Source organism: Tessaracoccus sp. SD287, assembly GCF_017355265.1.
GTDB lineage: Bacteria > Actinomycetota > Actinomycetes > Propionibacteriales > Propionibacteriaceae > Aestuariimicrobium.
Genome location: NZ_JADIJQ010000016.1, coordinates 43,913 through 68,602, shown reverse-complemented (window position 1 = coordinate 68,602; position 24,690 = coordinate 43,913). Strand labels below are relative to the sequence as shown.

Here is a 24,690-nt window from a genome sequence, read left to right as displayed (position 1 = left end):
CGGTGACGCGTCGTAGTTGGGTGACGGTGGCCCGTTCGGCGAGGTCGGCGACTTCGGCGACGGCGTGGTCGGGTACGTGCGCGGCGATCGGGGCGGCCTGGTCGAGGGTCAACCGGCCCTGCCCCATCATCGCCACCACCGGCGCGAGACCCTCGACGCGTTCGGCGACGTGGACGAGGTGGGTGGCTTGGGCCGGCGACAGGCCGGTGTAGACCTGCAGCCAGTGCGCTGGGGAGCGGACCCCGTCACCGGCCCAACCGCCATCACCGAGCAGTTCTGCGGTCAGGGCCACGAGTTCGGCCTGGACCTGCGCGAGTTGCCCGGCGAGTTGCCCGGCCTGTTCGGTGCGGTGGATCCACCGGTCGACTCTGTCCATGCTCTATCGTACACACGTACGAATGATGTACACAAGAGCGCGCCACTACTTTTCTTTGGGAGATCCAGGATTTCTTGGGACCCGCGGCAGCGCCACGACCTGGTGCTCAGTCCCGCGCCGCAGACCCGTCGGCAGCGGCGGCGCTGCGTCCGTCCGGTGCCAGCTGCAGGCCCACAACGGCCAGGATGATGCCGCCCAGGAAGACGATCTTCATGACCGAGACCGATTCCGACCCCGTCACCATGGCCCACGTCACCGTCAGGGCGGCGCCGACACCGGTCCAGACGGCATAGGCCGTCCCGATCGGGATGTCCTTCATGGCCCGACCGAGCCCGAGCATGCTCACCACCACCGCCACCGCAAAGACCAGGCTCGGCCACAGCCGGGTGAAGCCCTGCGACTCGCCGAGCGCCGTGGCCCAGACAGCCTCCAGCACGGCACTGCCCAACAGGATCAACCACGCCATCTCAGCTCACCACCTTCAGTCCCACCACTGAACCCAGCAGCAGCACCAGCAGCAGCAGTCGCAGCATCGTCACCGACTCCTTGCCGGTGGCCAACCCCCACCCGACGGTCAGCGTCGCGCCGATCCCGACCCAGACGGCATAGGCCGTGCCCGTCGGGATGTGGTTCATGGCCCAGGCCAGGCCCAGCATGCTGGCGGTGGTGGCCACCAGGAAGACCAGGGTGGGACGCCACCGGCGAAAACCCTGCGACGCATCCAGCGCGGTGGCCCACACCGCCTCGAGCATTCCGGACACGATCAGGACGAACCAGGCCATGACAACTCCTCGATGAGTCAGTCTTGTCGTGGTGCGGGTACTGCTCCCTCGTCCGCGAGCCCCGAGCGGGCTCCACCAAAGACCCTATCAATGCTTGAATCAGCCCATGGGCAACGGCCACCACCACCATCCTCATGACCTCGACGCCGCGGGCGCGGGACTGTTCCACACTCACTCCCACGGCGGGGTCGTGCACACCCATGCCGCCGGCGAGCAGCCACACTTCCACGGCGCGCTCCACGTGCGCGGGGTGGTGCTGCCCGAGGGCGAGCAGCGTGACCTGTGGATCAGCGAGGGCGTGATCCGCACCGAGCCGATCGCCGACGCCGTCACCATCGCCGAGGACTGCTTCATCGTCGCCGGTCTGGTCGATGCCCACTGCCACATCGGGTTGGATGCCGGCGGGGCCGTCGGCCCTGACCAGGCCGAGACCCAGGCCCTCACCGACCGCGACGCCGGGACCCTGCTGGTGCGCGATGCCGGCTCACCGTCCGACACCCATTGGATCGACGACCGCGACGACCTTCCCCGGGTCATCCGCGCCGGCCGCCACATCGCCCGCCCCAAGCGCTACATCCGCAACTTCGCCGACGAGGTCGACCCCGACGAACTGGTCGCCACCGTCGAGAAGCAGGTCGCCAACGGTGACGGGTGGGTCAAGTTGGTGGGGGACTGGATCGATCGTGGCACCGGTGACCTCGCCCCACTGTGGCCCCAGGACGTCGCCCGTCAGGCGATCGAACGCGCCCATGAACTCGGCGCCCGGGTGACGGCGCACTGCTTCGAGGAACAATCGGTCGCCGAACTCGTCGAGGCCGGCATCGACGGCATCGAGCACGGCACCGGCATCAACGACGCGGTGATCGACCAGATGGCCGAGCGCCAGGTGGCGCTGGTGCCCACCCTGATCAACCTCGAGAACTTTCCCGACATCGCCGCGGCGGGGGAGTCGAAGTTCCCCACCTACGCCGCGCACATGCGCAAGCTCTACGCCACCCGTTTCGAGGTGCTGGGCAAGGCGCGCGAGGCCGGGGTGCCCATTTACGCCGGCACCGATGCTGGAGGCACGATGGCGCACGGCCTGCTGCCCGACGAGGTCGAGGCGCTCACCCGCATCGGTGACACCGAGTTCGCCCTGGGCGCGGCCTCCTGGCGGGCCCGCGAATGGCTGGGGGTCCCCGGCATCGAGGAGGGCGCCAGCGCCGACCTCGTCATCTTCGAGACCAACCCCTTGGACGACATCACCGCCGTCAGGGACCCGGCGTTCATCATCCTGCGCGGCAGGATCACCAGGTCACGCTGACCGGGCCGCGTCCCGGGCGGCCTGGTTTCGCGCACGCCGCGAGATCTGGCAGACTGGTCGATGCGTCTTCTGCCTTTGTACGCCCTCTCACCGTGCTCAGGCGATGATTCCTTCGGGAGTTGTAGGCATGTGCCCCACACATGACCGAACGCTCCCACCAGCTCGTACCGGGACCTCCCGGACATCCCAACAGGAGAACCACAAACGTGGCAACCAAGATTCGTTTGAAGCGCCTCGGCAAGATCCGTTCGCCCCACTACCGCATCGTCGTCATCGACGAGCGGGCCAAGCGCAACGGCAAGGCCATCGAAGAGGTGGGCATCTACCACCCCAAGAATGAGCCCTCGGTCATCCAGGTCAACTCCGAGCGCGTGCAGTACTGGCTCGGCGTCGGCGCCCAGCCCACCGAGGCCGTCGTGGCCCTGCTGAAGCGTTCCGGCGACTGGCAGCAGCACACCGGCGACACCTCGCCCTCGGGCATCACCCCGCAGGCCGAGAAGCCGAACAAGCTGGACCTGTTCAACGCTGCTCTGGCCGAGGACGACGCCGCCCCCAAGACCTCTGCCATCACCGGCAAGAAGGCCAAGGACGAGGCTGCCGCCGAGGCCCCCGCGCAGGACGCTCCCGCCGAGGACGCCGCTGCTGAGGCTGAAGCCCCGGCCGACGAGGCCTGAGCATGCTGAGCGAGGCACTGGAGCACCTGGTCCGAGGCATTGTCCTGCACCCTGACGATGTCCAGGTCAAGGACAAGGACCTTCGTCGCGGTCGGATGCTGGAAGTGCACGTCCACCCCGAAGACGTCGGCAAGGTGATCGGCCGCCAGGGCCGCACCGCGCAGGCCCTGCGCACCGTCATCGGTGCCCTGGCCGGCCGCGAGCAGGTCCGGGTCGACTTCGTCGACGTCGACCGCCGCGGCCCGCGCCGCTGACAACCGGCTCCACGCGACACCCCGTTCGGTCTTCCGGGCGGGGTGTCGTCGTCCGCCCACCAGCCCATCGTCCCCACTTCCTTCCCGTCCGGAGCACACATGAGTGAACTCATCGAGGTCAACATCGGCGTCATTGGTCGCGCCCACGGCATTCGCGGGGACGTGATGATTGACCTGCGCACCGACGAACCCGAGCGTCGATTCACCGTTGGCTCCCAGGTGCGCATCGAGGACACCCGACGCACCCTGACCATCACGAAGGCGGTCTGGCACGGCGGGCGGCTCATGGTGCACTTCCAGGGCATCGACGACCGCAACGCCGCCGAGGCCGCCCGCGGCACGGTCCTGGTCTGCGACGTCGACCCGGCGGAACTGCCGACCGACGAGGACGAGTACTACGACCGGCAACTGGTGGGGCTCAGCGCCGTGCTCGCCGACGGAACGCGTGTCGGTGAGGTGACCCAGGTCATCCACCTGCCCGCCCAGGACATGCTGGCCATCGACGTCGACGGAGTCGAGCGACTGGTGCCCTTCGTGAACGAACTGGTGCCGCGCGTCGACCTGGACGCCGGCGAGGTCGAACTGGTCTGGATGCCGGGGCTGCTCGAGGACGAGGGCGCCGACGTCGCCGACCCGCAGGCAGGTCACCAGGGATGACCACGCCACCGGTGATGCAGATCGACGTCGTGTCGATCTTCCCCGACTACTTCGCCCCGTTGCAGCTCTCGCTGGTGGGCAAGGCCATCGAGTCGGGGCTGCTCGGCGTGGCCGTCCACGACCTGCGCGCCTGGACCCACGACCGCCACCACACCGTCGACGACACCCCCTACGGTGGCGGTGCCGGCATGGTCATGAAGCCCGAACCGTGGGGTGAGGCCCTCGACGCGTTGCTGGGCGATGGGGCCCGGCCGGGCACCGTCCTGGTCGTCCCGACCCCCAGCGGTGAGCGCTTCAGCCAGCCCATGGCCCAGGAGTTGTCCCACGCCCAGCGGCTCGTCTTCGCCTGCGGACGCTACGAGGGCATTGACCGCCGCGTCGTGGAGCACGCCCGCACCCGGGTCGAGGTGCGTGAACTCAGTCTCGGCGACTACGTCCTCAATGGGGGAGAGGTGGCCACGCTGGCCATGGTCGAGGCCGTCGTCCGGCTCATCCCCGGGGTCATCGGGAACCCGGCGTCGCTGGCCGAGGAGTCCCACTCGCAGGGCAATGACGGGTTGCTCGAGTACCCCGTCTACACCAAGCCCCCGACCTGGCGCGGCCTCGAGGTGCCGGAGGTGCTGTTCAGCGGACACCACGCCAGGATCGCCGCCTGGCGACGTGAGCAGGCCCTGGACCTCACCCGCCGCCGTCGCCCCGACCTGATCGACCCCGCGCCCTGATCGACCCCGCGCCCTGATCGACCGGCGCGCCCGGACAGACCCGACGACCGGGATGACCCGCCACGGCGTTAGCGTGGGCCCCAACCGGGGGACCGAGGACAGCACCGTGGCCCCCCTGAAGGCCTTTCTCGATGGGACTTGTTGTCATGACGCCTCGCGCGCCCACCTCCGTTCGACTGTTCGTTCTCCTGGTGGCCGCAGCGACCGCCCTGGCGATGACGGGATGTTCCCCGATCGGGGATGTGGGCAGCGGCTCGCGCTCCACCCCGGCCACGACGCGGGCCACCAGCACCGCGGCAGCACCATCCTCGTCACCCATCAGCGCCGAATTGGCCGCCCCCGACCCGTCCTTGCTGAAGGCGGGCCGGGCCACCCTCGTCCATGAAGGGCTGACGGTCACCAGCTTGCTGGTCGACCACCAGCTGCCGGGCCTGGCCTACTCCCTGGACATCGTCCGAGGGCAGATCCTGCGCCAGCACCAGTGGACCGGCGGGGGACCGCTCAGCGTCAGTCCCACGCTGGTCGCCAGCTCCTCGCGGGCGGTCGCGGTGAGCATCCGCGCGCGCACCGCCGCGGGCACGTCCACGGCGGTGGTCTACTACGACCCGCAGAGCAACCACTCCTTCTCCTCGACGGCGCTGGTCGCCCCGGCCCACTGGGGCGCGCTCGTGGCCAGGGTGGGAGCCCTCGCCGGGGACCATCGCGACCGGGCCGTGGCCCAGCTGAGCCAGCCGACCTTCCCCCACGGGACCGGGCCCGCGCTGGGATTCTCGGGCAGCGGTGACCTCGTCATCGTCTTCCAACCCGTGGACGGACAACAACTCAGCCCCCTCGCCATCGCCGGCGACGAGGCGGCAGGGCTGCTGACCCCCTTGGGGGTGCACGCTCGAGCCGCCGCCCGGTATGCCACCGCGGCCACCACGCCGGCCAGCTTCGCCGACCTCGACCCGGCCCTGGTCGGCACAGCGCCCCCGTCCCCAGCCCCCTCGACATCACCCAATTCCGCCAGTTCTGCGGGGGTCACGCCGACAGCGACGCCCACGGCCACCCCGGACCCGCGTCCCTCGTTGGTGCTGGGCACCGATTGTTCGGTCGCCAAGTGCGTGGTGCTCACCTTTGACGACGGCCCGCTGCCGCAGACCGCCGACGTGCTCGCCCAACTCCACCAGTTGCGGGCGCCGGCCACCTTCTTCATGCTTGGCACCTCGGTCGACCAGTACCCGACGATGGTCACCACCGTCGCGGCGAATGGCATGGAAATCGCCTCGCACCACCAGTTCCACACAGACATGCGACGAACCCATGGCGAACGGCTGAGCCGAGAGGTCGCCCAGTCGGCCCAGAACCTGCGGGCGGCCGCCGGTCACGACCCGCTGTTCCTGCGGCCGCCCTACGGCGCCCGGAACACCCAGACCGACGCGGCCGTCGCCGAGCAGGGGATGGTCGTGGCGCTGTGGAGCGTCGACACCCTCGACTGGAAGCACTCCAAGGACACCCAGCCCGCAGCCCAGGCGGCCATCCTGGCCACGCTGAGGAAGCAGATCGGCAACGGCGGTGTGGTGTTGATGCATGACATCCACGGCAACTCGCGGGCCTCGACGACCGCCGTGGTGACCACGCTGCGGCAGCAGGGCTACACCCTGGTGACCCTGGCCGAACTGGCTCCGGCGCAGTACCGATTCGGCAAGGCTTTTTGCACTTCCCTGGCGGTGCGGCCCCCCTGCGTCCGGTGAGGCGGCAGCGATCCAGGCCATCGGGCGGGCCACGGTGCCACCGATGCTGTGACGCTGGTCACCATTTCACTGGACAATTAGGCAACCACGCTGTTGCGTTATCGATTCGAGGCCGCTATATTCGTCCACTTTCGTGGTGCCGACGAGTCATCCGGCGTTGGGGGTGGCTAGGGTGTGGTCCGTGGCAACAACACTAACTACTCATCAGCGAGCGACACGATCGACAGTGGCGTCGAAGGTCATCATGGCCGTCTCCGGCCTGATCCTCATCGGCTTCCTCCTCGCGCACATGTTCGGCAACTTCAAGATGCTGCTGCCAGACAACGGTCTGGAGTTCAACGAGTACTCGCACTGGCTCCGGGAGTTCGGATATCCGGCCCTGCCCCACGGCGTGTTCTTGTGGATCTTCCGGATCGTCCTGCTGGCGGCCGTCATCCTCCACATGTGGTCGGCCTTCAAGCTGCGCACCCGTGCCCGCAGGAACGTCGGCGGCTCACGCTACGCGAACGTGCGGCGCATGGAGCACAGCTACGCTGCTCGCACCATGATGTGGGGCGGCATCATCATCGTCTTGTTCCTGGTGATGCACATCCTCCAGTACACCGCACAGGTGCTGCGCTTCGGGTACGGCGCGGGCGTCACCGACCTTGCTCCCTACGACCGCGTCCTGGCTGGCTTCGGCGAGTGGTGGGTCGTGGTCGCCTACGCGGTGGCGATGCTGGCGGTCTGCATGCACGTCTCCCATGGCTTCCACAGCGCCTTCATGACCCTGGGCGCCAACACCAGCAAGGGCGCCCGCCGACTGCTGCGGGCCCTGGCGCAAATTGTTGCCGGCCTGCTGTTCGTGGGCTTCATGATTCCGCCCGTGCTGATCCTGATTGGAGTCATCCCGTGACCGACACCCTCACCGAGAACACCCAGAGCGCTGCCGCCGACTACTGGCAGGTGGGCGACGAGGTCGCCGACACCAAGGCAGACCTCAACCAGCCCATCGAGAACATGTGGAAGAACCGCGTCTTCTCGGCCAAGCTGGTCAACCCGGCCAACCGGCGCAAGCTGAGCGTCATCATCGTCGGCACCGGTCTGGCCGGTGGCGCGGCCGCCGCCACCCTGGGCGAGGCCGGCTACAACGTCCTCAACTTCTGCTACCAGGACAGCCCTCGGCGCGCGCACTCCATCGCCGCCCAGGGTGGCATCAACGCCGCCAAGAACTACCGCAACGACGGCGACTCCACCTACCGGCTGTTCTACGACACGGTCAAGGGCGGCGATTACCGTGCCCGCGAGACCAACGTCTACCGTCTGGCCGAGGTCAGCGCGAACATCATCGACCAGTGCGTGGCCCAGGGTGTTCCCTTCGCCCGCGAGTACGGCGGCCTGCTGGACACCCGCTCGTTCGGTGGCGTCCAGGTGCAGCGCACCTTCTATGCCCGTGGCCAGACCGGTCAGCAGCTGTTGATCGGCGCCTACCAGGCCCTCGAGCGCCAGGTTGCCGCCGGCACCGTGAAGATGCACACCCGTCACGAGATGATCGAACTGATCGTGGTCGACGAGCGCGCCCGCGGCATCGTCACCCGCGACATGGTCACCGGCAAGATCGAGTCGCACTTCGCCGACGCGGTCGTGCTGGCCACCGGTGGTTACGGCAACGTCTTCTTCTTGTCGACCAATGCCATGGGCTGCAACGTGACCGCCACCTGGCGTGCCCACCGCAAGGGTGCCTACTTCGCCAACCCCTGCTACACGCAGATCCACCCGACGTGCATCCCGGTGCACGGCGAGACGCAGTCGAAGCTGACCCTGATGTCGGAGTCGCTGCGCAACGACGGCCGGATCTGGGTGCCCAAGAAGGCCGAGGATTGCACCAAGGATCCCCGCCAGATCGCCGAGGAGGACCGCGACTACTACCTGGAGCGGATCTACCCGTCGTTCGGCAACCTGGTGCCGCGTGACATCGCGTCACGCCAGGCCAAGTACATGTGTGACGAGGGACGCGGTGTCGGCCCCGCGGTCAAGGAGCGCGACCACGACGGCAACGAGCGCGAGATGCGCCGCGGTGTCTACCTGGACTTCGCCGACGCGATCGGTCGTCTGGGCAAGGATGCCGTCGAGAAGAAGTACGGCAACCTGTTCGACATGTACAAGCAGATCACCGGTGAGGACCCGTACGAGACGCCGATGCGCATCTACCCGGCGGTCCACTACACCATGGGTGGCCTGTGGGTCGACTACGACCTGCAGTCCTCGATCACCGGCCTGTACGTCGCCGGCGAGGCGAACTTCTCCGACCACGGTGCCAACCGTCTGGGTGCCTCGGCGCTGATGCAGGGCTTGGCTGACGGCTACTTCGTCCTGCCCAACACCATCAACGACTACCTGGCCGATGCGCCCTTCGAGAAGATCGACGCCAGCCACCCGGCGGCCGTCGAGGCCCTCGAGTCCGCCACCGGACGCATCAACAAGCTGCTGGCGGTCAACGGCACCCGCACGGTCGACTCCTTCCACAAGGAACTGGGACACATCATGTGGGAGTACTGCGGCATGGAGCGGTGGGAGGACGGCCTGAAGACCGCGATCCAGAAGATCCGCGAGCTGAAGGCGGAGTTCTGGAGCAACGTGAAGGTCACCGGCGTCAACGAGGACTTCAACCAGACCCTTGAGCGGGCCGGCCGTCTGGCCGACTTCTTCGAGCTGGGCGAGCTCATGTGCATCGATGCGCTGCACCGTCGTGAGTCCTGCGGCGGCCACTTCCGTGGCGAGTCGCAGACCGAAGAGGGCGAGGCGTTGCGTCACGACGACCAGTTCCTCTACGTCGCGGCCTGGGGCTGGGGCGGCGAGCACGGCAAGCCGATCCTGCACAAGGAGCAGCTGAACTACCAGGCGATCGAGCTGAAGCAGAGGAGTTACAAGTGAAGGTCACACTGCGAATCTGGCGCCAGCCCAACGTCCAGACTCCCGGCAAGATGGTGTCGTACCCGCTGGACGGCGTGTCCGAGGACATGTCGTTCCTCGAGATGCTGGACCTGCTCAACGAGCACCTCACCGAGCGCAACGAGGAGCCGGTCGCCTTCGACCACGACTGCCGTGAGGGCATCTGTGGTGCGTGCGGCGTGGTGATCAATGGCATCGCCCATGGCGGCCAGCACACCACCACGTGCCAGCTGCACATGCGGTCCTTCGCCGATGGCGCCACCATCGACATCGAGCCCTGGAAGGCCGGCGCCTTCCCGGTCATCAAGGACCTCGTCGTCGACCGTGGAGCCCTCGACCGGATCATCCAGGCCGGTGGCTACATCTCGGTGAACACGGGTTCGGCACCGGACGCGCACGCGACCCCCGCCCCCAAGCGGGAGGCCGACAGCGCCTTCGACAACGCCACCTGCATCGGGTGCGGTGCCTGCGTGGCGGCCTGCCCCAACGGCTCGGCGATGCTGTTCACCGGGGCCAAGATCACCCACCTGGCGATGCTGCCCCAGGGCCAGCCCGAGCGGTACAGCCGGGTCAAGTCCATGGTCGCCCAGCACGACGACGAGGGCTTCGGCGGCTGCACCAACATTGGTGAATGCGCCCAGGTCTGCCCCAAGGGCATCCCGCTGTCGTCGATCAGCCAGTTGAACCGCGACTTGATGAAGTCGCTGTTCACCGCCGACGGCAAGTAGTCACTGGCTGCCAGACGCACCACCTGACAGGGCGCCCCCGGGAAATCCTCCCGGGGGCGCCCTGTCAGGTACGGGCCGTGGTGGTGAGCTACTGGCCCTGGTCCAGCAGCGCGAGCAGCTTGGGCAGGCTGCGCGGGTACTCGCAGTCCTGTACCGGGCAGTTGTTGTCCTGCCCCTCAAAGGTGCTGGTCAGCACCATGACGCGGGTGCCGGCCTGGATCACCATGATGTCGTCCCACATGCCGAAGCCGGTGCCGGTGATCAACGCCACGAAGCCGAAGTAGGCCGCGCGGGCAGGCGTCGAACTGATGGCGCTGCCATCGAAGGGAAGCTCGGAGCCGGCCACCTGGACCCGAGGCTCGGAGTAGACCGCGTGGTTGGTGTAGCGCTCAGTGCAGTTGGTCGCGGCCCGGGTGTACCGGTCGAACGCTGCCGAGGCGTCGGTCGCGTTCTGGTAGCCCAGCACCAGGACGGTCTTGCCCTGCGGAGCGTTGTCGGTGTTGAACTCCCTGACCAGCACGGTGGTGGGCTGGGCCTCGGAGGCCGAGGGCGGACCCGGGTCGCACATGCCCCTGGCGGCCTGCCCGAAGCCCTCGTACTCGCTGGCGAGCTTCGCGGCCGTGGGGTCGTAGGGGAACATCAGGTTCGCCTCGGGAACATTCGCCCAGGTCGGCTGGGCCACACCCTGGGGGCTGGGGGTCGGGGTCACCGCCGGCGTGGTGACCGAACTGACCGTCGGGGTGGTGACCGAACTCACCGACGGGGTGGCGGCAATGTCGGGGCCAGTGCTGGTCAGCCCGGGAAGGTTCAGGGCGAGCGCCGTCACGGCCACCGCCGTCACCGCGGCAAGTCCGCTGGCGATGCCGAGTCGACGGGTGGTCCGGCGCCGGTTGCCCAGCCGGCGGATCTCGCTGGCGGTCAGCTTCTGCACGTCGTTCGCCTCCTCCTGGAAGCTCTGGAAGGGATCGTGGGTGGGGTCGTGCTCAGGCATGTCGCACCTCCGGGAAGTCGGCGAGGAAGGGGGCGAGTGCTGCTCGTCCTCGGGCGAGTCGGGCCTTGATGGTGCCGGACGGGGCACCGACCTCAGCCGCGATCTCGTTGACGCTCAGGTCGCAGAAATGGTGCAGCACGATCACCCGCCGTTGTTCCGGCGAGATCTGGGCCAGGGCATGGTCGAGGGCGACGCGGTCGGGGGTGGGTTCCTGGGTGCGCACCGGCTCCAGGGCGCGATCGGGATCACGGCGGGCCAGTCGGTTCTTGCGCCAGCGGCTGACCGCCAGCCGGTAGGCCACGGTGCGGACCCAGGCTTCCGGGGACTGCGCCTGGTCGAGTTTCTTGCGCTTGTCCCAGGCGCGGATGAACGCCTCCTGGACGCAGTCCTGGGCCTCGCCCAGGTTCCCGCACATGGCGTAGATCTGGGCCACGAGTCGGTTGAAGGAGGTCTGGTACAGGGCATCAAAGCTCTCCTCGTCCATCGGTGCCTCCTCTCTCGTGATGTCATACTGCGGGCCGGGTGCCTGTCAGTCACCATGGATACGCCCGGCGGCGACCCACGGTTGCATCCTTGCGGGGTATTTCGTCGACGGGTGGCTGCCGCGCGGTCGGTCGGCTGGTTCGGGACGGCCCACGATTAGGCGCCCCGCCCGACGGTGTGGCAAACTTGTGCGCTGTTGCGTCCATTCGCAACCGTCCGCGTTACCGGCACCTGCCACAGGGGGACCGTTCGGCGTCGCGGAGACAGAATCTGACGAGGTGACCTGTGGCACTGACGAGGAAATCATCATGAACCATGTTCTTGACGTCGTGGACGCAGGCTCGCTGCGCGACGACATCCCCCCGTTCCGCGCCGGAGACTCCGTGAAGGTTCACGTGAAGGTCGTCGAGGGCAGCCGCTCGCGTGTCCAGGTGTTCGCCGGCGTCGTGCTGTCGCGCACCGGTGGCGGCGTTCGCGAGTCGTTCACCGTCCGCAAGGTCTCCTTCGGCACCGGTGTCGAGCGCACCTTCCCGCTGCACTCCCCGATCATCGAGAAGATCGAGGTCGAGCGCCACGGTGACGTGCGCCGCGCCAAGCTGTACTACCTGCGCGGACTGCGCGGCAAGGCAGCCAAGATCAAGGAGAAGCGCTTCAACTGAGGCAGCAGCCGACGGTCATTCGTCGGTGCCCCGCAGGCAAACCCCGGCCCTCGGCCGGGGTTTGTTGCGTTCTGGCAACGTCAGTGCGGCCCCTGGTCCACATCGGTCCCCGGTGGCGTTGTCCCGATACCCTGAGGGCATGGACGCACCCTCGCTGCCGGCGCAGCGCGCCGAGCCGCGGGCCAGGGGCGTGCTGGAGGTGGCTGCCACGGCGCTGGTGACCCTGGTCGTCGTGGGACTGCTCGGCGCGATGCTCGGACGCCCGGCCAGGGCCGGCACGTCCATGGAGCCGCTGATCGCCGCCGACGCGCGCGTGTGGCTGGCGGCCCCGACCGCCCTGGAGCGCGGCGCCGTCGTGGTCATCATGCCCGACACCCGCTGGCACGACGTGGTCGCCGACCGGCCCACCAGGGTGACCAGGACGCTGCGGTGGTTGCGACTGTCACAACCACCGGCGGGCTCGCGACTGATGGTGCGCATCATCGGCGTGCCCGGTGACGAGGTGCGCTGCTGCGACTCCACCGGGTCGGCGCGGGTGAACGGCCACCCCGTGCCGGCGCGGCTTCCCGCCACCCGCTTCCGAGTCGTGGTGCCCGAGGGGCGCTACTTCGTGGCCGGTGATGCCCCGGGCACGGCCCACTCGGCCTGCTACCTGTCCAGTCTCGGGGTCGAGGCGCTCGTGGCGACCGACCGGATCGTGGCGCAGGTCGATAGAGTGGGTTGGCCGTGGAACCCCACGGACCTTGCCCCGAGCAAGGAGCCCTACGCAGGCATCCCGGGGCGACCCGCCAACCCCGATCCGATCATTGAAGCCGGGAAGGACCCGTCCTGTTGACCAGCACCGACACCCCTGCCGAGGACGACGCGGCCGACACTGCCCAGCAGTCCGCAGCCGACGCGCCCCGGCAGTCCCCGAACCGATCCGGGTGGGGGGTGCTCGGCCGGGGTCTGCGTGAGCTCGCCATCGTCGTCGTCCTGGCGCTGATCATCTCGGCCGGTGTGCGCGCCTTCCTGGGACAGGTCTTCGTCATCCCGTCGGCGTCGATGGCTGACACGGTGGCCATCAATGACCGCGTCGTGGCCGTCAAACCCGTCGACGCCGCCCGCGGCGACATCATCGTCTTCAAGGACCCCGGCGGGTGGCTCGAGGCCCCGCCCGAGCCGCGCCAGGGCGTGGGACGGGTGCTGCAGTTCGTGGGCCTGCTGCCCGACACCTCCACCAACCATCTGCTCAAGCGCATCATCGGCATGCCGGGCGACGAGATCGTCTGCTGTGACGCCGACGGGCAACTGGTCATCAATGGCCACTCGATGGACGAGAGCTCCTACCTGGCGCCCGGTGCCCAGCCCGCCACCATCGAGTTCCGGGTGGTCGTCCCGGCTGGGCGCGTCTTCGTGATGGGTGACAACCGCAACGCCTCACGCGACTCCCGGTGCCACCTGGCCACCATCATGAACGACGGCAAGCCGCAGGGGACGGTGGCGTTCGTCCCGCTGGACAACATCGTCGGGCCGGCGCTGCTGCGGGTGGCGCCCCTGGACCGCTTCGGGACCCTGAAGCGTCCGACCGTCTTCGACGCCGTGCCGCCACCGACCGCCCCGGCCCCCGTCGACCCCGTGATCGAACCCGCCGGGGTGGGCTGCTGACATGATTCGTCCGGGCAAGGGACTGTACGGCTACGAACGTGCCCTGGCGCGCGCGGGACTGTCCCCGGTGGCCGGCGCCGACGAGGCCGGCCGTGGGGCCTGCGCCGGGCCGCTGGTCGCCGCGGCGGTCATCCTGGCCGACACCCCGGCGCGCCGGATCTCGGGGTTGGCCGACTCCAAGCTGCTCACCGCCGCCCAGCGGGAACGCTGCTACGACGAGATCATGGCCAAGGCCGTCGACGTGGCCGTGGTGGCCATCGAGGCCGACGAGTGCGACCGGCTCGGCATGCACGTGGCCGACCTGCAGGCGCTGCGGCGCGCGGTGTCCCGGCTGGGCACCACGCCCGAATTCGTGCTGACCGACGGGTTCAGCGTGGACGGCCTGCCGGTGCCCGGTCTGGCGGTCTGGAAGGGTGACCGGGTGGCGGCCTGCGTGGCTGCCGCCAGCGTGGTCGCCAAGGTGACCCGTGACCGGATCATGACCCAGTACGCGCACCTGTACCCGGCCTACGATTTCGAGGTTCACAAGGGGTACTGCACCGCCGAACACCAGGCCCGACTCGACCAGCACGGCCCGTGCCCCATCCATCGCAGGAGATTCGAGAACGTCAGACGAGCGGCTAGAGTGACTGCATCATGAGCGCAGAAGACCTAGAGGCCTACGAGTCCCGACTGGAGCTGGAGCTCTACCGCGAGTACAAGGACGTCGTCGGGATCTTCACCTACGCCGTCGAGACCGAACGCCGCTTCTACCTGTGCAACCAGGTCGACCTGAAGGTGCGCACCGAGGGCGGCGACGTGTACTACGAGGTGTCCATGGGCGATGCCTGGGTGTGGGACATGTACCGCCCGGCACGGTTCGTGAAGTCGGCCAAGGTGCTCACCTTCCGCGACGTGTCGATCGAGGAGATCGTGCACTCCGACCTGCAGGTACCCGACTCGAAGTGAGTTTCGCGGTTTAGGCGAGGCGGGTGAGTTCCACTTCCACGAACATCTGCGAGTCGCCCGAGCCGGTGAAGATGCCACGCAGCGGTGCCACGTCGGCGTACTCGCGTCCCCGGGCCACCTCCACGTGCTGGTCACTGGGACGCGACCCGTTCGCCGGGTCGACATCAACCCACTCGCCGTCCCAGAAGCGTGCCCAGGCGTGCGACTCCCCGCTGTAGGAACGCCCCACCTCGGGCTCCTGGTGCGGCATCAGGTAGCCGGAGACGTAACAGGCGGGAATGCCCAGGTAGCGCAGGCACCCGATGACCAGGTGGGCCATGTCCTGGCAGACACCGGCACGGGCCTGCCAGGAGTCGGCGGCCAGGGTGTGCACGCCCGTCGAACCGGGGACGTAGCGCACCTCGCTGGTGATCAGCTCGACCACCTGCAGGGCACATTCCATGGGCGTGGCCGAGGCCTCGGCGATCTCGGTCACCCGCTGGGCCAGGTCATGGGGCAGTCGGACGCTGGGCGAGATGTGCAGGTACTCGGCGTGGGTTTCGGCGACCTCATCCGAGCGCATCTGTTCCCAGGAGATCCCCAGCCCGTCGGACGGGGTCCGGCGCACGTCGACGGTGGAGGAGGAACTGACGACCAGTTCGGTGTGCCGCTCATGCACCTCGAAGGTGGTCACCGACGTGCCCCAGTAGTCAATCCAGTTCATGGTCCACGCGGTGGGGGAGATGTCCACCCGGGTGTGCAGCACCTGCTGCTCCAGGGTCGAGCGGGGCGCCATCCGGGCCTCGTTGAACGACGACTCGGCGCCACCCTCGTAGGTGTAGCCGGTCTTGTGGGTGATGCGCAGCAACATCAGCGGACTCCTGCCTGCCAGGTGAGGGTGTCAGCGGCGTCGAAGTAGCGCGCGGCCACGGCCTCGTTCACCTCGATGCAGGTCTTCTGCAACGACTTCATCCGTCCCCGCACCCCGTCCAGCAACAGCCGGCGCGGACGGTACTCCAGGTCGGCGCGGGCCGCGCCCAGGACCTTCATCAGCTCGTCCAGCTGGGCGATGCCCACACCGGGCTCGAGCCGGCTGACGATCCCCTCGGACTGGTCCAGGCAGAACACCACCGAGCGGGGGAACATCCGGTCGAGCAGCAGGAACTCGGCGGCGTCGGTGGGGGACTCCGACCCCTTGTGGGTCAACCGGAACGCGTGGTAGGCGTTGCAGGCGCGCAGCGAGTGCAGCCAGGCAGCCTCCTCGTTGGGCATGAACATCGCCGACTCGATGATGCGGGCCGTCATGTCGATGCGTTCCAGGCTGCGGCCCAGGACCAGGAACTGCCAGCCCTGGTCGTGGGTCATGGTGGCGTCGACCAGACCGGTGATGGTGGCGCAGCGCTCACGGATCAGGTGGCAGGCGTCCGCGATGCGCTGGCGCTGCAGCCGGTTGTTGCGCACCATGTTCCAGGTGGTGTTGATCGCTTCCCACAGTTCGGCCGAGACCACTTCGCGGGAACGACGGGCGCTCTCCCGGGCACCCCAGAAGGCGCTGACCATCGACGCCGGGGAGCCCGCGTCCCAGCCCAACGTCTGCACCAGGATGTCGTGGGACAGGTCGGCGTCGTCCTCGGTCTCGACGCCCAGCACCGACAGCAGGTTTCCGGTGGCGGTTCCCTCGTCGGTGACCGGATCCTCGAGCAGGGTCTGCACGTGCACCTCGAGCAGCCGGGCGGTGACCTCGGCGCGCTCCAGGTAGCGACCGATCCAGTACAACGACTCGGCGATGCGGCTCAGCACTGGTCCTCCTGGCGGCTCTGCTGCTGGGGTTGCTTCTGTTCCTGCTTCTCGGCGACCGCGCGGCGCTGGTGCACCAGCGGCTCGGACGGGCCGCTGGGGCTGGTCGGGCGCCGAATCTCGTAGCGGGCGCGTCGGCCGTCGCCGCGCAGCACCCAGGTGTCCTTGGAGCCTCCGCCCTGGCTGGAGTTCACGATCAGTTGGCCCTCCTCCAGGGCCACCCGGGTGAGCCCGCCGGGCAGCACCCAGACGTCCTCACCGGAGTTGATGGCGAACGGGCGCAGGTCGACGTGGCGTGGGCGCAGTCCCTGCTCGGTCATGGTCGGCACCGTCGACAGCTGGACGACCGGCTGGGCGATCCACCCGCGGGGCTTGGCCAGGACGGTGGCGCGCAGTTCGTCGAGTTCCTTGCGGGTGGCCCGGGGTCCGATGACGATGCCCTTGCCGCCCGACCCGTCGACCGGCTTCACGACCAGTTCGTCGAGGCGGTCCAGCACCTCCTCGCGGGAGGCGGGGTCCTCCAGTCGCCACGTGTCGACATTGGGCACGATCGGTTCCTCGTCGAGGAAGTAGCGGATCAGGTCGGGCACGTAGGTGTAGAGCAACTTGTCATCGGCCACCCCGTTGCCGACCGCATTGGCAATGGTGATGTTGCCGGCCCGGGCGGCATTCAGGATGCCGGCGCAGCCCAGCACCGAGTCGGAACGGAAGTAGACCGGGTCCAGGTAGTCGTCGTCGACGCGACGGTAGATCACGTGCACCGGACGCAGTCCGCGGGTGGTGCGGATCATCACCCGGCCGCCGCGGGCCACCAGGTCTCGTCCCTCGACCAGTTCGCAGCCCATCATCCGGGCCAGCAGGGAGTGCTCGAAGTAGGCCGAGTTGTAGGGGCCGGGGGTCAGCACCGCGATCGTCGGATTCGACACGCCACCGGGGGCGGCCGCGATCAGCGCCGCCAGCAGCCGCTGGGGGTAGTCGTTGACCGGACGAATGGCGTGCCCACTGGTCAGTTCCGGCATGCCGGTGCCCATGGCCCGCCGGTTGGTCAGCACGTAGGACACCCCCGAGGGGATGCGCACATTGTCCTCCAGCACCCGGAAGGCGCCTTGGCCGTCGCGGACCAGGTCAATGCCGGAGACGTGGATGCGGACCCCGTTGTGGGCCTGGATGCCGAACGCCTGACGGTAGTAGTAGCGCGAGGAGGTGACCACGTGGCGGGGGATCACGCCGTCGATGAAGCAGCGGCCGGCGCCGTAGATGTCGTCCAGGAACAGCTCCAGGGCCTTGACCCGCTGCTTGACGCCGGCCTCGGCGACATTCCAGTCGCTCTCGGAGATGATCCGCGGCACGATGTCGAGGGGGAAGGGGCGCTCCTCGCCGCCGATGTCGAAGGTGACACCCTGGTTGCGGTAGGCGTTGGACACGTAGTCGGCGCGCTGCCCCAGGTCGTCCAGCGACATCGAGTCAAACATCTTGGCCAGACCCAGATAGGGCGCTCGCACCGTGCCAGTGACGTCCTCGACCATTTCGTCGTAGACGTCGTCGCGCACGGGATAACCGTCGTAGAGACCCTCCATGAGGGTCAACCTACTGCCTCGCCTCGACCCATGTCGCGCTGACCGAAGCACATGCCCGGCCGCTGGTCCAGACCCCCTCATCAATCTGTGGACAAGCGGGGCGGCGCCAACTTGTCTGTGGACAACTGAGCATTTCACCCGATTCGCGCCCATGGTCGGTGCGGAGGTGGTGAACGATGGCGATCACTGGAGGACGGCGGGCATCGGTCGGGGCCTGGGGCGAGGCCCAGGCGGCGCTGTTCCTGGAACGGCTGGGCTGGCAGATCCTGGAGCGGAACTGGCGATGCGCTGCCGGCGAGATCGACCTGGTGGCCCGCGAACCTGACGGCACGGTGGTGCTGGTCGAGGTGAAGACCCGCAGCGGGCTGGGCTACGGCAGCCCGCTGGAGGCCATCACCTACGCCAAGCAGTCCAAGCTGCGGGAACTGGTGCACTGGTGGCGCCGTGAACACCGTGGCGCCGGGCCGCTGCGGGTGGACGCGATCGGCGTGCTCCGGGAAGCCGAAGGCGTCCAGATCACCCACGTGAGGGATGCACTGTGAGGGCCGGCAGCGCGCACTCGGTGGCCCTGATCGGCATCGACGGGACAGTCGTGCAGGTCGAGGCCGCCGTCGGCGACGGACTGCCCAAGACGGTGCTGGTCGGTCTGCCCGATGCGTCGCTGTACGAGGCGCGGGATCGGTGCAAGGCGGCGGTCAGCGCCTCGGGATACGCGTGGCCGACCCATCTGCTGACCATCAACCTGAGTCCGGCCACCCTGCCCAAGTCCGGCAGCCACTACGACCTGGCGATTGTCGCGGCCATCATGGTCGCCCAGGGGCTGGCCCCCGCCGACCGGACCACGGGCTGCGTGATGCTGGGCGAGCTGGGACTGACCGGGGCCGTGCGCAGCGTCCGCGGCCTGCTGTCGGCGCTGCAGGCGGCCCGGACCGCCGGGTTCGGTGCGGCCGTCGTGCCCGCCGAGCAGCTGGCCGAGGCTGGACTCGTCGACGGTCTGCAGCTCTACGGAGTGACCTCGCTGCGGGACCTGATGGAGGTGCTGCGGGGTGGACCCGGCGTGACCGCGGGCCCCGCGGCGCCGGAGGCCGAGGACGGGTCGGCGCACACCCCTGACTTCGCCGAGGTGAACGGGCAGGACGAGGCCCGATGGGCCCTGGAGGTGGCCGCAGCGGGGCGACACCACGTGCTGTTGCAGGGCCCACCGGGGGTCGGCAAGACGATGCTGGCGGCCCGGTTGCCCGGCATCCTGCCGCCGTTGACCCACGCTGAGGCGTTGGAGGTCTCGGCGATTCATTCCCTGTACGGCCTGCGGGTCGAGCGGTTGATCCGTACCCCGCCGTTCTCCGATCCGCACCGTGGTGCCACGGTGGCCTCGGTGGTCGGTGGCGGGTCGCGCCAGATCACCCCGGGGGCCATCTCGATGGCGCACCGCGGGGTGCTGTTCCTCGACGAGGCACCCGAATTCTCCACCCGGGTGCTGGAGTCGCTGCGCACGCCCCTGGAGTCGGGGGAGGTGCTGATCACCCGCGCCGAGACCAAGGCACGCTTTCCTGCCAGGTTCCAGCTCGTGCTCGCCGCCAACCCCTGCCCGTGCGGCTTCTATGGGTCGGTGCGCCACAACTGCCGGTGCACACCCCACACCATTCGCCGCTACCAGGAACGGCTCAGTGGCCCCATGCTGGATCGCATCGACATCCACCAGACGCTGCACCAGCAGTCACCGCGGGTGATGCGGCAGCGAGCGGAGGGGGAGTCCTCGGCGGTGATCGCGGCCCGGGTCGCCCGGGCACGTGAGCGCCAGGCACGGCGCCTGCGGGGCACCCCGTGGACGACCAATGCCGAGGTGCCCGGGCCGGTGCTGCGGGAGCTGCCCCTGCCGGACGGGTTCGACGTGCTGGAGACCGCACTGCGCCGGGGCCAACTCAGCCCGCGGGGCGTCGACAAGGTGTGGCGGGTCGCGTGGACGATCGCCGACCTGGACGGCAGCGACCGGATTACCCGAGGGCATCTGACCACCGCGTTGGGCATGCGCACTGACACGGCGGCCGCCGCATGAGTACGACGGGCAACCACGGGAGCCGCCACCACGACTGGGACGAGGAGCGTACCGCGCGCGCCTGTCTCAGCGGATGCGTCGAGCCGGCCGTGCCTGAGCTCGTCACGATGGTGACCAACCTCGGTGCCGTCGAGGTGTGGCACACCCTGCGAGAATCCTCCCAGGACTCACCGTGGTCGAGGCGTGCCAAGAACTTCGACCTGCGGCGCAGTCTCGACCTGGTCCAGCGTGATGACCTGCGCTACCTCATTCCGGGCGACCCCGACTGGGTCAGCGGGTGGGACGACCTGGCCGGAGTCGGCCACCACGGTCTGGGCGGGGTGCCCCTGGGCGTCTGGGTGGTGGGGCCCGGCTCGCCCGGTGGATTGTTGGCGCGGTCGGTGGCCATGGTCGGCTCCCGGGCATCCACCGGCTACGGCGAACGCGTGGCCAGCGACCTTGGCGCTGAACTGTCGGCCGCTGGATGGACCGTGCTGTCCGGTGGCGCCTACGGCATAGACGCGGCCTCGCACCGCGGTGCCCTGTCCGCGACCGGGGCCAGTGTGGCCATCCTGGCCGGTGGGCTGGATGAGTGGTATCCGCGGGGCAACAACAGGTTGCTGGAACAGATGGCGGCCAGCGCCGTGGTGATCTCCGAGGTCGCTCCCGGTGTTCGACCGGTGAAGGCCGGATTTCTCGCCCGCAACCGACTGCTGGCAGCCGGCAGCAGGGGCACCGTGATCGTGGAGGCGGCACGCCGGTCGGGGGCACTGAACACCGTCGCCTGGGCGCACGCGCTGAACCGGCCGGTGATGGCCGTACCGGGACCGGTCACCTCCTCGGCCTCATCGGGTCCGCATGACCTGATCCGTCACAACGCCGCCGTCCTGGTCACCTGCGCCGACCAAGTGGGCGCGCACCTGGGACCGCTGCGCCCAGACCCGACGGGGGAGGCGACCCAACCGCGCCTGCTGGACGGCCTCGACCCCCACGAGCTGGTGGTCCGGGAGGCGTTGCCGGGCCGCGGCTGCCTGGACGTCGGTGGTCTGGCTGACCGCACCGGCCTGCGGGTGCCGGTGGTGTTGGCGGCGTTGGGCTCCCTGGAGCAGCAGCAGTTGGTCCGGCGCAACCCCGACGGCACCTGGGCGCTGGCCCGTCCGCCCCGGCGTTGAGTCGGGTGCGGCAGGATGGGAGCCCACCAGCCAGGAGGTAGTCAATGTCGTGGTACGCCCGGGGGCCCGAGCGCGGTCGCCAGATCGCAGGGGACGTCTTCGTGGTGCTGTGGGCGGTGGTCTGGTTCCTCGCCGCGCGGTTCGTCCACTCGACGATTGACGCCATGGGCGACCCGGCGCGGGCGTCAGGGACCAAGTTGCGCCAGATGGCCGACGAACTGGACAAGGCCTCGCAGTTGGCGGGGCGGGTGCCCGTGGTCGGAGACGAGATGGGGGTCCCCTTCCGGATGCTGGCCCGGCTGCTGGGTGACCTCATCGCCCAGGTCGAGGCGCAGGCCGCCGAGATCGGCGACACCGCAACGACCGTCTCGGTGCTGGTTTTCGCCATCCCGGTGCTGGTCGTGGCGGGCTGGTGGCTGGCCCGGCGACTGTCCTCGGCCCGCAGCGCTGACGCGGCGCAGGTCTTCATCGACGAGACCGCAGACCTCGACCTGTACGCCCTGCGGGCGATGGCCAACGTCAGGATGGAGGAGTTGGCCGCCGTCTCCGACGACCCGGCCGGCGCCTGGCGCGCCGGTGACCGGGAGGTGATCCGACGGCTGGCCGCCCTCGAGTTCGCCAGGACGGGTATCACGCGGATCGCGTTGCCCGCCGCGGCCAGGCCGGCCCGGCCCCAGGGACGTCCCGACGACTGAGGGCCAGCCCGCCGCCCGAACCCGAGCAGCGGACTGGCCCCAGCACAGCCGGTCGGTCAGGCCATCAGACGATAGGCGCGTGCCGCCAGGTAGGCCCCGGTGGACTGCCAGCCGCCGGCCCCATTGTTGAGGTAGCCGTACAGGTTGCCCAGGCTGAGGTTTCGCCCCAGCAGGTCCCGCAGGCCGTCACCGTTGATGTCACCGGGGGAGAAGATCTGGTCGATGCCGTCCCAGCCCGTGCCGCGGACGGTGGCGCCGACCGAGTTGCCCGCCGCGTTGAGCTCGTAGGCGATCAGCAGCCCGGCGTCGTTGACCGCCAGCAGGTCGGGGGTCTTGTCGCCGACGAACTGGCCGACGGTCGCCACCAGACGGATGCCGCCCCAGTTCTTGCCGACAGCACGCACATTGCTGAGGTAGCCGCCGTCAATGTCGAAGGAGTAACGCAGCAGGTTCTGGTCCGCGTCAATGGCGTACAGCTCGGCGGCGCCGTCCCCGTCCATGTCGGGCATGACCACTAGGTTGCGGATGCCGTCCCAGCCCTTGCCGATCTGGCGTCCGGGCTCGTAGGTGCTCACCCCGGAACTGCGGTAGAGCCACAGCGAACCGTCCAGCTGGCGGCCGACCAGTTCGCTCACACCGTCGCCGTTGAGGTCGGGCACCTGGGAGATCCAGTCGAACTTGCCCCACCCCGAACCCAGCTGCTGCTTGGCGACGGTGCCGGTGTTGTTCGCGGTGGACTTGGCCCACCACAGGCCGTTGGTAGCGGTGTCAATGAGCACCAGGTCGGCACGGCCGTCGCCGTTGCGGTCGCCCAACACACCGGAGCCGATCATGGCCTGACCGTCGGCGTCCAGGGTGAGGACGCCGTTCTGGAAGCTCTGGCGCACCATGCCGCCGCCGAGGTCCTGCTGGTCGCCGGTGGGCAGGCCCATCTCGACGAATTTCTGCTCGTTGGCCCGCAGCCAGGCCAACACGCGACCGCCGACCAGGTGGCCGCCGGTCTCCGGACTGGAGTAGACGACGCCCTTCTCGAAGGTCGTGGTGGCTGCCTCCTTGGGCCCCCAGCCGAGCGGGGCCGCGTCGGCGGTGGGCCATCCGGTGGCCTCGAAGCCGAGGCGGTTCACCACCCCGATGGTCGCCTTGTCGGCGAGGAACAGCGCCCCGGCAGGGTTCTGCCAGATGGCGCCCCGGGCGAACTCGGTCACCCGACCACCCTCGAACGGGCGCTCCTGCACGAAGGGCCTGCCCAGGCTGCTGTTGACCCCGCCGAGCTGGGACCAGCGCTGGTGGATGGCGCTTGACTGCCAGCCGGTCATCGCGGCCGCGACATTGGTGCGCAGGGTCGGCAGGTAGCTGCGCAGGTTGGTGCCGGGGCAGTCGGTGGCCATCACGTCGCCGTGGCCGGCGATGACGTTGAGGGTCTTCCCGGACAGGGTCACGGTGCCGATCGGGTTCACGTAGTTGTTGGCCAGCTTCCAAGCGATCATCTGCGTCATCGAGGACAGACCGGCTGCCGTGGGCTTGGCGGTGCTGGAGTCCATCATCATGGAGATGCCGAAGGTCTCAGTGTTCCAGGAGCCAGCGTGGGCGCCGTGCACGGGGTAGGTCAGCCCCCCGTGGCGTCCCTCGAAGACCTGTCCGTACTTGTCGACCAGCGCGTTGTAGCCGATGTCGCACCAGCCGCGGTCGACCACGTGGAACCGGTAGATGCCGCGGACGATGCCGGCGGCCTGGGCCTGGGTGTAGTTGTTCGAACCGGCGGTGTGATGGACGATGACGGCCTTGATGCTGTCGGTGTACTTGGCCGGCACGCAGCCCTGGCCGTTGTAGGACAGCAGGCGTTCGTCGGCGCCCCACCCGGCGCGGGTGATCACCGGCGGTGCCTCGACGCCACCGGTCGCTGCAGCGGGGGTGATCTTCCGGGGCGCAGCGTCCAGCGCGGCGGTCTGCGGGTCGAGCAGGGTGACCTTGACCGACCCGACCGAGGTCGTCGTGTCGCCCAGGACGCGCACCTCCACGCCGTCGGAGGCACCGATGAACAACGGTTCGGTGCCGCCCTTGCCAGTGGACGGGTCGTCGACCTCACCCTCGGCGGTGGTCCAGTCGCTCCAGGTGCCGTTGGCGCTGGCACGGAACTGGACGATCGGTGCGCCACCGGTCGAGGACTGCCAGGTCACGCCCAGCATCGAGAAGTCCTGGGTGGCCTGCTGGGACAGGTGGGCGAACTGGCGCAGCTCGCCCTGGTCCTGGCTGACCAGGCCCGGGGCTGCGGGCACCGACAAGGACTGGGAATCGGTGGTCGTCCCGGGCGGCGGGGGCTGGTCGACGGGCAGGCGCTGCTCGGTGGACGTGTCGGCCCGGGCAGGGGCCGCCGTCAGGCCCAGGCCGGTCAGACCGAGGCTGAAGATGGCAAGAGTGGCGCAGGTGTGGCGCGCCAGGAGTGTGCGGGTACGCATCGGCGTGAACTCGGCTTTCAATCGAGGGGCGTTCGGCCGCGTGTCACGAGCACCCGGAGGGGGAGCGCAGGCACGGGGTCGGACTCATTCT

General features: G+C 69.0%; 27 protein-coding genes and 1 riboswitch. Of the genes, 18 read left to right on the top strand and 9 right to left on the bottom strand.

The annotated features are described in order from the left end of the window. The 3 genes from IPV09_RS08480 to IPV09_RS08470 form a co-directional block, all read right to left on the bottom strand. On the bottom strand, nt 1-376 hold a 376-nt coding region (locus IPV09_RS08480), incomplete at its 3' end, for a DUF222 domain-containing protein (protein ID WP_207474803.1). A 106-nt stretch (nt 377-482) separates the two neighbouring features. Further along, nucleotides 483-842 carry a multidrug efflux SMR transporter gene (locus tag IPV09_RS08475; RefSeq protein WP_207474802.1) on the bottom strand — a complete coding sequence of 120 codons (360 nt, stop codon included), beginning with the start codon at nt 840-842 and terminating at the stop codon, nt 483-485. A 1-nt stretch (nt 843) separates the two neighbouring features. Continuing rightward, a complete protein-coding gene (locus IPV09_RS08470; protein WP_207474801.1) occupies nt 844-1,158 on the bottom strand; it encodes a multidrug efflux SMR transporter in 315 nt (104 codons plus the stop codon). A gap of 11 nt (nt 1,159-1,169) precedes the next feature. After that, nucleotides 1,170-1,234: riboswitch (guanidine-III (ykkC-III) riboswitch) on the bottom strand. A 30-nt stretch (nt 1,235-1,264) separates the two neighbouring features. Between IPV09_RS08470 and IPV09_RS08465 the strand changes: the two genes are divergently transcribed. The 9 genes from IPV09_RS08465 to IPV09_RS08425 all read left to right on the top strand — a co-directional run bounded on the left by IPV09_RS08465 (nt 1,265) and on the right by IPV09_RS08425 (nt 10,160). After that, the gene (locus tag IPV09_RS08465) at nt 1,265-2,461 is read left to right on the top strand and encodes an amidohydrolase family protein (protein ID WP_207474800.1); all 1,197 of its coding nucleotides are present in this window, start codon (nt 1,265-1,267) and stop codon (nt 2,459-2,461) included. A 206-nt stretch (nt 2,462-2,667) separates the two neighbouring features. Further along, nucleotides 2,668-3,135, top strand: coding sequence for a 30S ribosomal protein S16 (gene rpsP / locus IPV09_RS08460; RefSeq protein WP_207474799.1), 468 nt, complete (start codon nt 2,668-2,670; stop codon nt 3,133-3,135). A 2-nt stretch (nt 3,136-3,137) separates the two neighbouring features. Then, nucleotides 3,138-3,389, top strand: coding sequence for an RNA-binding protein (locus IPV09_RS08455; RefSeq protein ID WP_207474798.1), 252 nt, complete (start codon nt 3,138-3,140; stop codon nt 3,387-3,389). Nucleotides 3,390-3,488: 99 nt separating this feature from the next. Next, a complete protein-coding gene (gene rimM / locus IPV09_RS08450) occupies nt 3,489-4,046 on the top strand; it encodes a ribosome maturation factor RimM (RefSeq protein WP_207474797.1) in 558 nt (185 codons plus the stop codon). Then, complete coding sequence (gene trmD / locus IPV09_RS08445; protein WP_242681397.1) at nt 4,043-4,768, top strand: tRNA (guanosine(37)-N1)-methyltransferase TrmD; 726 nt, start codon at nt 4,043-4,045, stop codon at nt 4,766-4,768. The genes rimM and trmD overlap by 4 nt, the downstream gene beginning before the upstream one ends. Nucleotides 4,769-4,959: 191 nt before the next feature. Continuing rightward, nucleotides 4,960-6,501 carry a polysaccharide deacetylase family protein gene (locus IPV09_RS08440; RefSeq protein WP_207474796.1) on the top strand — a complete coding sequence of 514 codons (1,542 nt, stop codon included), beginning with the start codon at nt 4,960-4,962 and terminating at the stop codon, nt 6,499-6,501. 226 nt (nt 6,502-6,727) lie between these two features. Continuing rightward, on the top strand, nt 6,728-7,396 hold the full coding sequence (locus IPV09_RS08435; protein ID WP_370590259.1) for a succinate dehydrogenase cytochrome b subunit: 669 nt from the start codon (nt 6,728-6,730) through the stop codon (nt 7,394-7,396). After that, nucleotides 7,393-9,414 carry a fumarate reductase/succinate dehydrogenase flavoprotein subunit gene (locus IPV09_RS08430; protein WP_207474794.1) on the top strand — a complete coding sequence of 674 codons (2,022 nt, stop codon included), beginning with the start codon at nt 7,393-7,395 and terminating at the stop codon, nt 9,412-9,414. Before IPV09_RS08435 ends, IPV09_RS08430 begins: the two co-directional genes overlap by 4 nt. Beyond that, a complete protein-coding gene (locus IPV09_RS08425; RefSeq protein WP_207474793.1) occupies nt 9,411-10,160 on the top strand; it encodes a succinate dehydrogenase/fumarate reductase iron-sulfur subunit in 750 nt (249 codons plus the stop codon). The genes IPV09_RS08430 and IPV09_RS08425 overlap by 4 nt, the downstream gene beginning before the upstream one ends. An 88-nt stretch (nt 10,161-10,248) precedes the next feature. Here the strand turns inward: IPV09_RS08425 and IPV09_RS08420 are convergent, their stop codons facing one another. Next, nucleotides 10,249-11,151, bottom strand: a complete 903-nt coding sequence (locus IPV09_RS08420) for a hypothetical protein (protein ID WP_207474792.1) — start codon at nt 11,149-11,151, stop codon at nt 10,249-10,251. Further along, the gene (locus IPV09_RS08415; RefSeq protein WP_207474791.1) at nt 11,144-11,635 is read right to left on the bottom strand and encodes an RNA polymerase sigma factor; all 492 of its coding nucleotides are present in this window, start codon (nt 11,633-11,635) and stop codon (nt 11,144-11,146) included. The genes IPV09_RS08420 and IPV09_RS08415 overlap by 8 nt, the downstream gene beginning before the upstream one ends. A gap of 307 nt (nt 11,636-11,942) precedes the next feature. Between IPV09_RS08415 and rplS the strand changes: the two genes are divergently transcribed. The 5 genes from rplS to IPV09_RS08390 all read left to right on the top strand — a co-directional run bounded on the left by rplS (nt 11,943) and on the right by IPV09_RS08390 (nt 14,888). Beyond that, nucleotides 11,943-12,293, top strand: a complete 351-nt coding sequence (rplS, locus tag IPV09_RS08410) for a 50S ribosomal protein L19 (protein WP_207474790.1) — start codon at nt 11,943-11,945, stop codon at nt 12,291-12,293. Between the two features lie 139 nt (nt 12,294-12,432). After that, a complete protein-coding gene (locus tag IPV09_RS08405) occupies nt 12,433-13,128 on the top strand; it encodes a S26 family signal peptidase (RefSeq protein WP_207474789.1) in 696 nt (231 codons plus the stop codon). Continuing rightward, nucleotides 13,125-13,940 (top strand): signal peptidase I, encoded by an 816-nt coding sequence (gene lepB / locus IPV09_RS08400; RefSeq protein WP_242681396.1) that lies wholly within the window; start codon nt 13,125-13,127, stop codon nt 13,938-13,940. The genes IPV09_RS08405 and lepB overlap by 4 nt, the downstream gene beginning before the upstream one ends. A 1-nt stretch (nt 13,941) precedes the next feature. Next, the gene (locus tag IPV09_RS08395; RefSeq protein ID WP_207474788.1) at nt 13,942-14,580 is read left to right on the top strand and encodes a ribonuclease HII; all 639 of its coding nucleotides are present in this window, start codon (nt 13,942-13,944) and stop codon (nt 14,578-14,580) included. After that, the gene (locus IPV09_RS08390; RefSeq protein ID WP_207474787.1) at nt 14,577-14,888 is read left to right on the top strand and encodes a DUF2469 domain-containing protein; all 312 of its coding nucleotides are present in this window, start codon (nt 14,577-14,579) and stop codon (nt 14,886-14,888) included. The genes IPV09_RS08395 and IPV09_RS08390 overlap by 4 nt, the downstream gene beginning before the upstream one ends. A 10-nt stretch (nt 14,889-14,898) precedes the next feature. Here the strand turns inward: IPV09_RS08390 and IPV09_RS08385 are convergent, their stop codons facing one another. The 3 genes from IPV09_RS08385 to IPV09_RS08375 are packed head-to-tail and all read right to left on the bottom strand — an operon-like array spanning nt 14,899 to nt 18,241. Further along, on the bottom strand, nt 14,899-15,738 hold the full coding sequence (locus IPV09_RS08385) for a transglutaminase family protein (RefSeq protein ID WP_207474786.1): 840 nt from the start codon (nt 15,736-15,738) through the stop codon (nt 14,899-14,901). Beyond that, nucleotides 15,738-16,667, bottom strand: a complete 930-nt coding sequence (locus tag IPV09_RS08380; protein WP_207474785.1) for an alpha-E domain-containing protein — start codon at nt 16,665-16,667, stop codon at nt 15,738-15,740. Before IPV09_RS08380 ends, IPV09_RS08385 begins: the two co-directional genes overlap by 1 nt. After that, nucleotides 16,661-18,241 carry a circularly permuted type 2 ATP-grasp protein gene (locus IPV09_RS08375; RefSeq protein WP_207474784.1) on the bottom strand — a complete coding sequence of 527 codons (1,581 nt, stop codon included), beginning with the start codon at nt 18,239-18,241 and terminating at the stop codon, nt 16,661-16,663. Before IPV09_RS08375 ends, IPV09_RS08380 begins: the two co-directional genes overlap by 7 nt. 176 nt (nt 18,242-18,417) lie before the next feature. Here IPV09_RS08375 and IPV09_RS08370 point away from each other — a divergent pair, with 176 nt between their 5' ends. From IPV09_RS08370 to IPV09_RS08355, 4 genes are all read left to right on the top strand, one after another. Continuing rightward, nucleotides 18,418-18,783 (top strand): YraN family protein, encoded by a 366-nt coding sequence (locus tag IPV09_RS08370; RefSeq protein WP_207474783.1) that lies wholly within the window; start codon nt 18,418-18,420, stop codon nt 18,781-18,783. Next, nucleotides 18,780-20,297, top strand: a complete 1,518-nt coding sequence (locus IPV09_RS08365; RefSeq protein WP_207474782.1) for a YifB family Mg chelatase-like AAA ATPase — start codon at nt 18,780-18,782, stop codon at nt 20,295-20,297. Before IPV09_RS08370 ends, IPV09_RS08365 begins: the two co-directional genes overlap by 4 nt. 89 nt (nt 20,298-20,386) lie before the next feature. Continuing rightward, nucleotides 20,387-21,448, top strand: a complete 1,062-nt coding sequence (locus tag IPV09_RS08360; protein WP_207474781.1) for a DNA-processing protein DprA — start codon at nt 20,387-20,389, stop codon at nt 21,446-21,448. 44 nt (nt 21,449-21,492) lie between these two features. Continuing rightward, nucleotides 21,493-22,143: a hypothetical protein gene (locus IPV09_RS08355; RefSeq protein ID WP_207474780.1), complete on the top strand. Its 651-nt coding sequence runs from the start codon at nt 21,493-21,495 to the stop codon at nt 22,141-22,143. A 56-nt stretch (nt 22,144-22,199) separates the two neighbouring features. Here IPV09_RS08355 and IPV09_RS08350 read toward each other — a convergent pair whose 3' ends face one another. Beyond that, complete coding sequence (locus IPV09_RS08350) at nt 22,200-24,599, bottom strand: N-acetylmuramoyl-L-alanine amidase (RefSeq protein ID WP_207474779.1); 2,400 nt, start codon at nt 24,597-24,599, stop codon at nt 22,200-22,202. Nucleotides 24,600-24,690: the final 91 nt, after the last annotated feature.

Bases quoted from the DNA above. Each gene is read 5' to 3' on its own strand.
- IPV09_RS08390 (WP_207474787.1), top strand. From the start codon at position 14,577: ATGAGCGCAGAAGACCTAGAGGCCTACGAGTCCCGACTGGAGCTGGAG.
- IPV09_RS08415 (WP_207474791.1), bottom strand. From the start codon at position 11,635: ATGGACGAGGAGAGCTTTGATGCCCTGTACCAGACCTCCTTCAACCGA.
- IPV09_RS08370 (WP_207474783.1), top strand. From the start codon at position 18,418: ATGGCGATCACTGGAGGACGGCGGGCATCGGTCGGGGCCTGGGGCGAG.
- IPV09_RS08470 (WP_207474801.1), bottom strand. From the start codon at position 1,158: ATGGCCTGGTTCGTCCTGATCGTGTCCGGAATGCTCGAGGCGGTGTGG.
- IPV09_RS08455 (WP_207474798.1), top strand. From the start codon at position 3,138: ATGCTGAGCGAGGCACTGGAGCACCTGGTCCGAGGCATTGTCCTGCAC.
- IPV09_RS08375 (WP_207474784.1), bottom strand. From the start codon at position 18,241: ATGGAGGGTCTCTACGACGGTTATCCCGTGCGCGACGACGTCTACGAC.
- IPV09_RS08405 (WP_207474789.1), top strand. From the start codon at position 12,433: ATGGACGCACCCTCGCTGCCGGCGCAGCGCGCCGAGCCGCGGGCCAGG.
- IPV09_RS08395 (WP_207474788.1), top strand. From the start codon at position 13,942: ATGATTCGTCCGGGCAAGGGACTGTACGGCTACGAACGTGCCCTGGCG.
- IPV09_RS08465 (WP_207474800.1), top strand. From the start codon at position 1,265: ATGGGCAACGGCCACCACCACCATCCTCATGACCTCGACGCCGCGGGC.
- rplS (WP_207474790.1), top strand. From the start codon at position 11,943: ATGAACCATGTTCTTGACGTCGTGGACGCAGGCTCGCTGCGCGACGAC.
- trmD (WP_242681397.1), top strand. From the start codon at position 4,043: ATGACCACGCCACCGGTGATGCAGATCGACGTCGTGTCGATCTTCCCC.
- IPV09_RS08475 (WP_207474802.1), bottom strand. From the start codon at position 842: ATGGCGTGGTTGATCCTGTTGGGCAGTGCCGTGCTGGAGGCTGTCTGG.
- rimM (WP_207474797.1), top strand. From the start codon at position 3,489: ATGAGTGAACTCATCGAGGTCAACATCGGCGTCATTGGTCGCGCCCAC.
- IPV09_RS08355 (WP_207474780.1), top strand. From the start codon at position 21,493: ATGTCGTGGTACGCCCGGGGGCCCGAGCGCGGTCGCCAGATCGCAGGG.
- IPV09_RS08420 (WP_207474792.1), bottom strand. From the start codon at position 11,151: ATGCCTGAGCACGACCCCACCCACGATCCCTTCCAGAGCTTCCAGGAG.
- IPV09_RS08385 (WP_207474786.1), bottom strand. From the start codon at position 15,738: ATGTTGCTGCGCATCACCCACAAGACCGGCTACACCTACGAGGGTGGC.
- IPV09_RS08350 (WP_207474779.1), bottom strand. From the start codon at position 24,599: ATGCGTACCCGCACACTCCTGGCGCGCCACACCTGCGCCACTCTTGCC.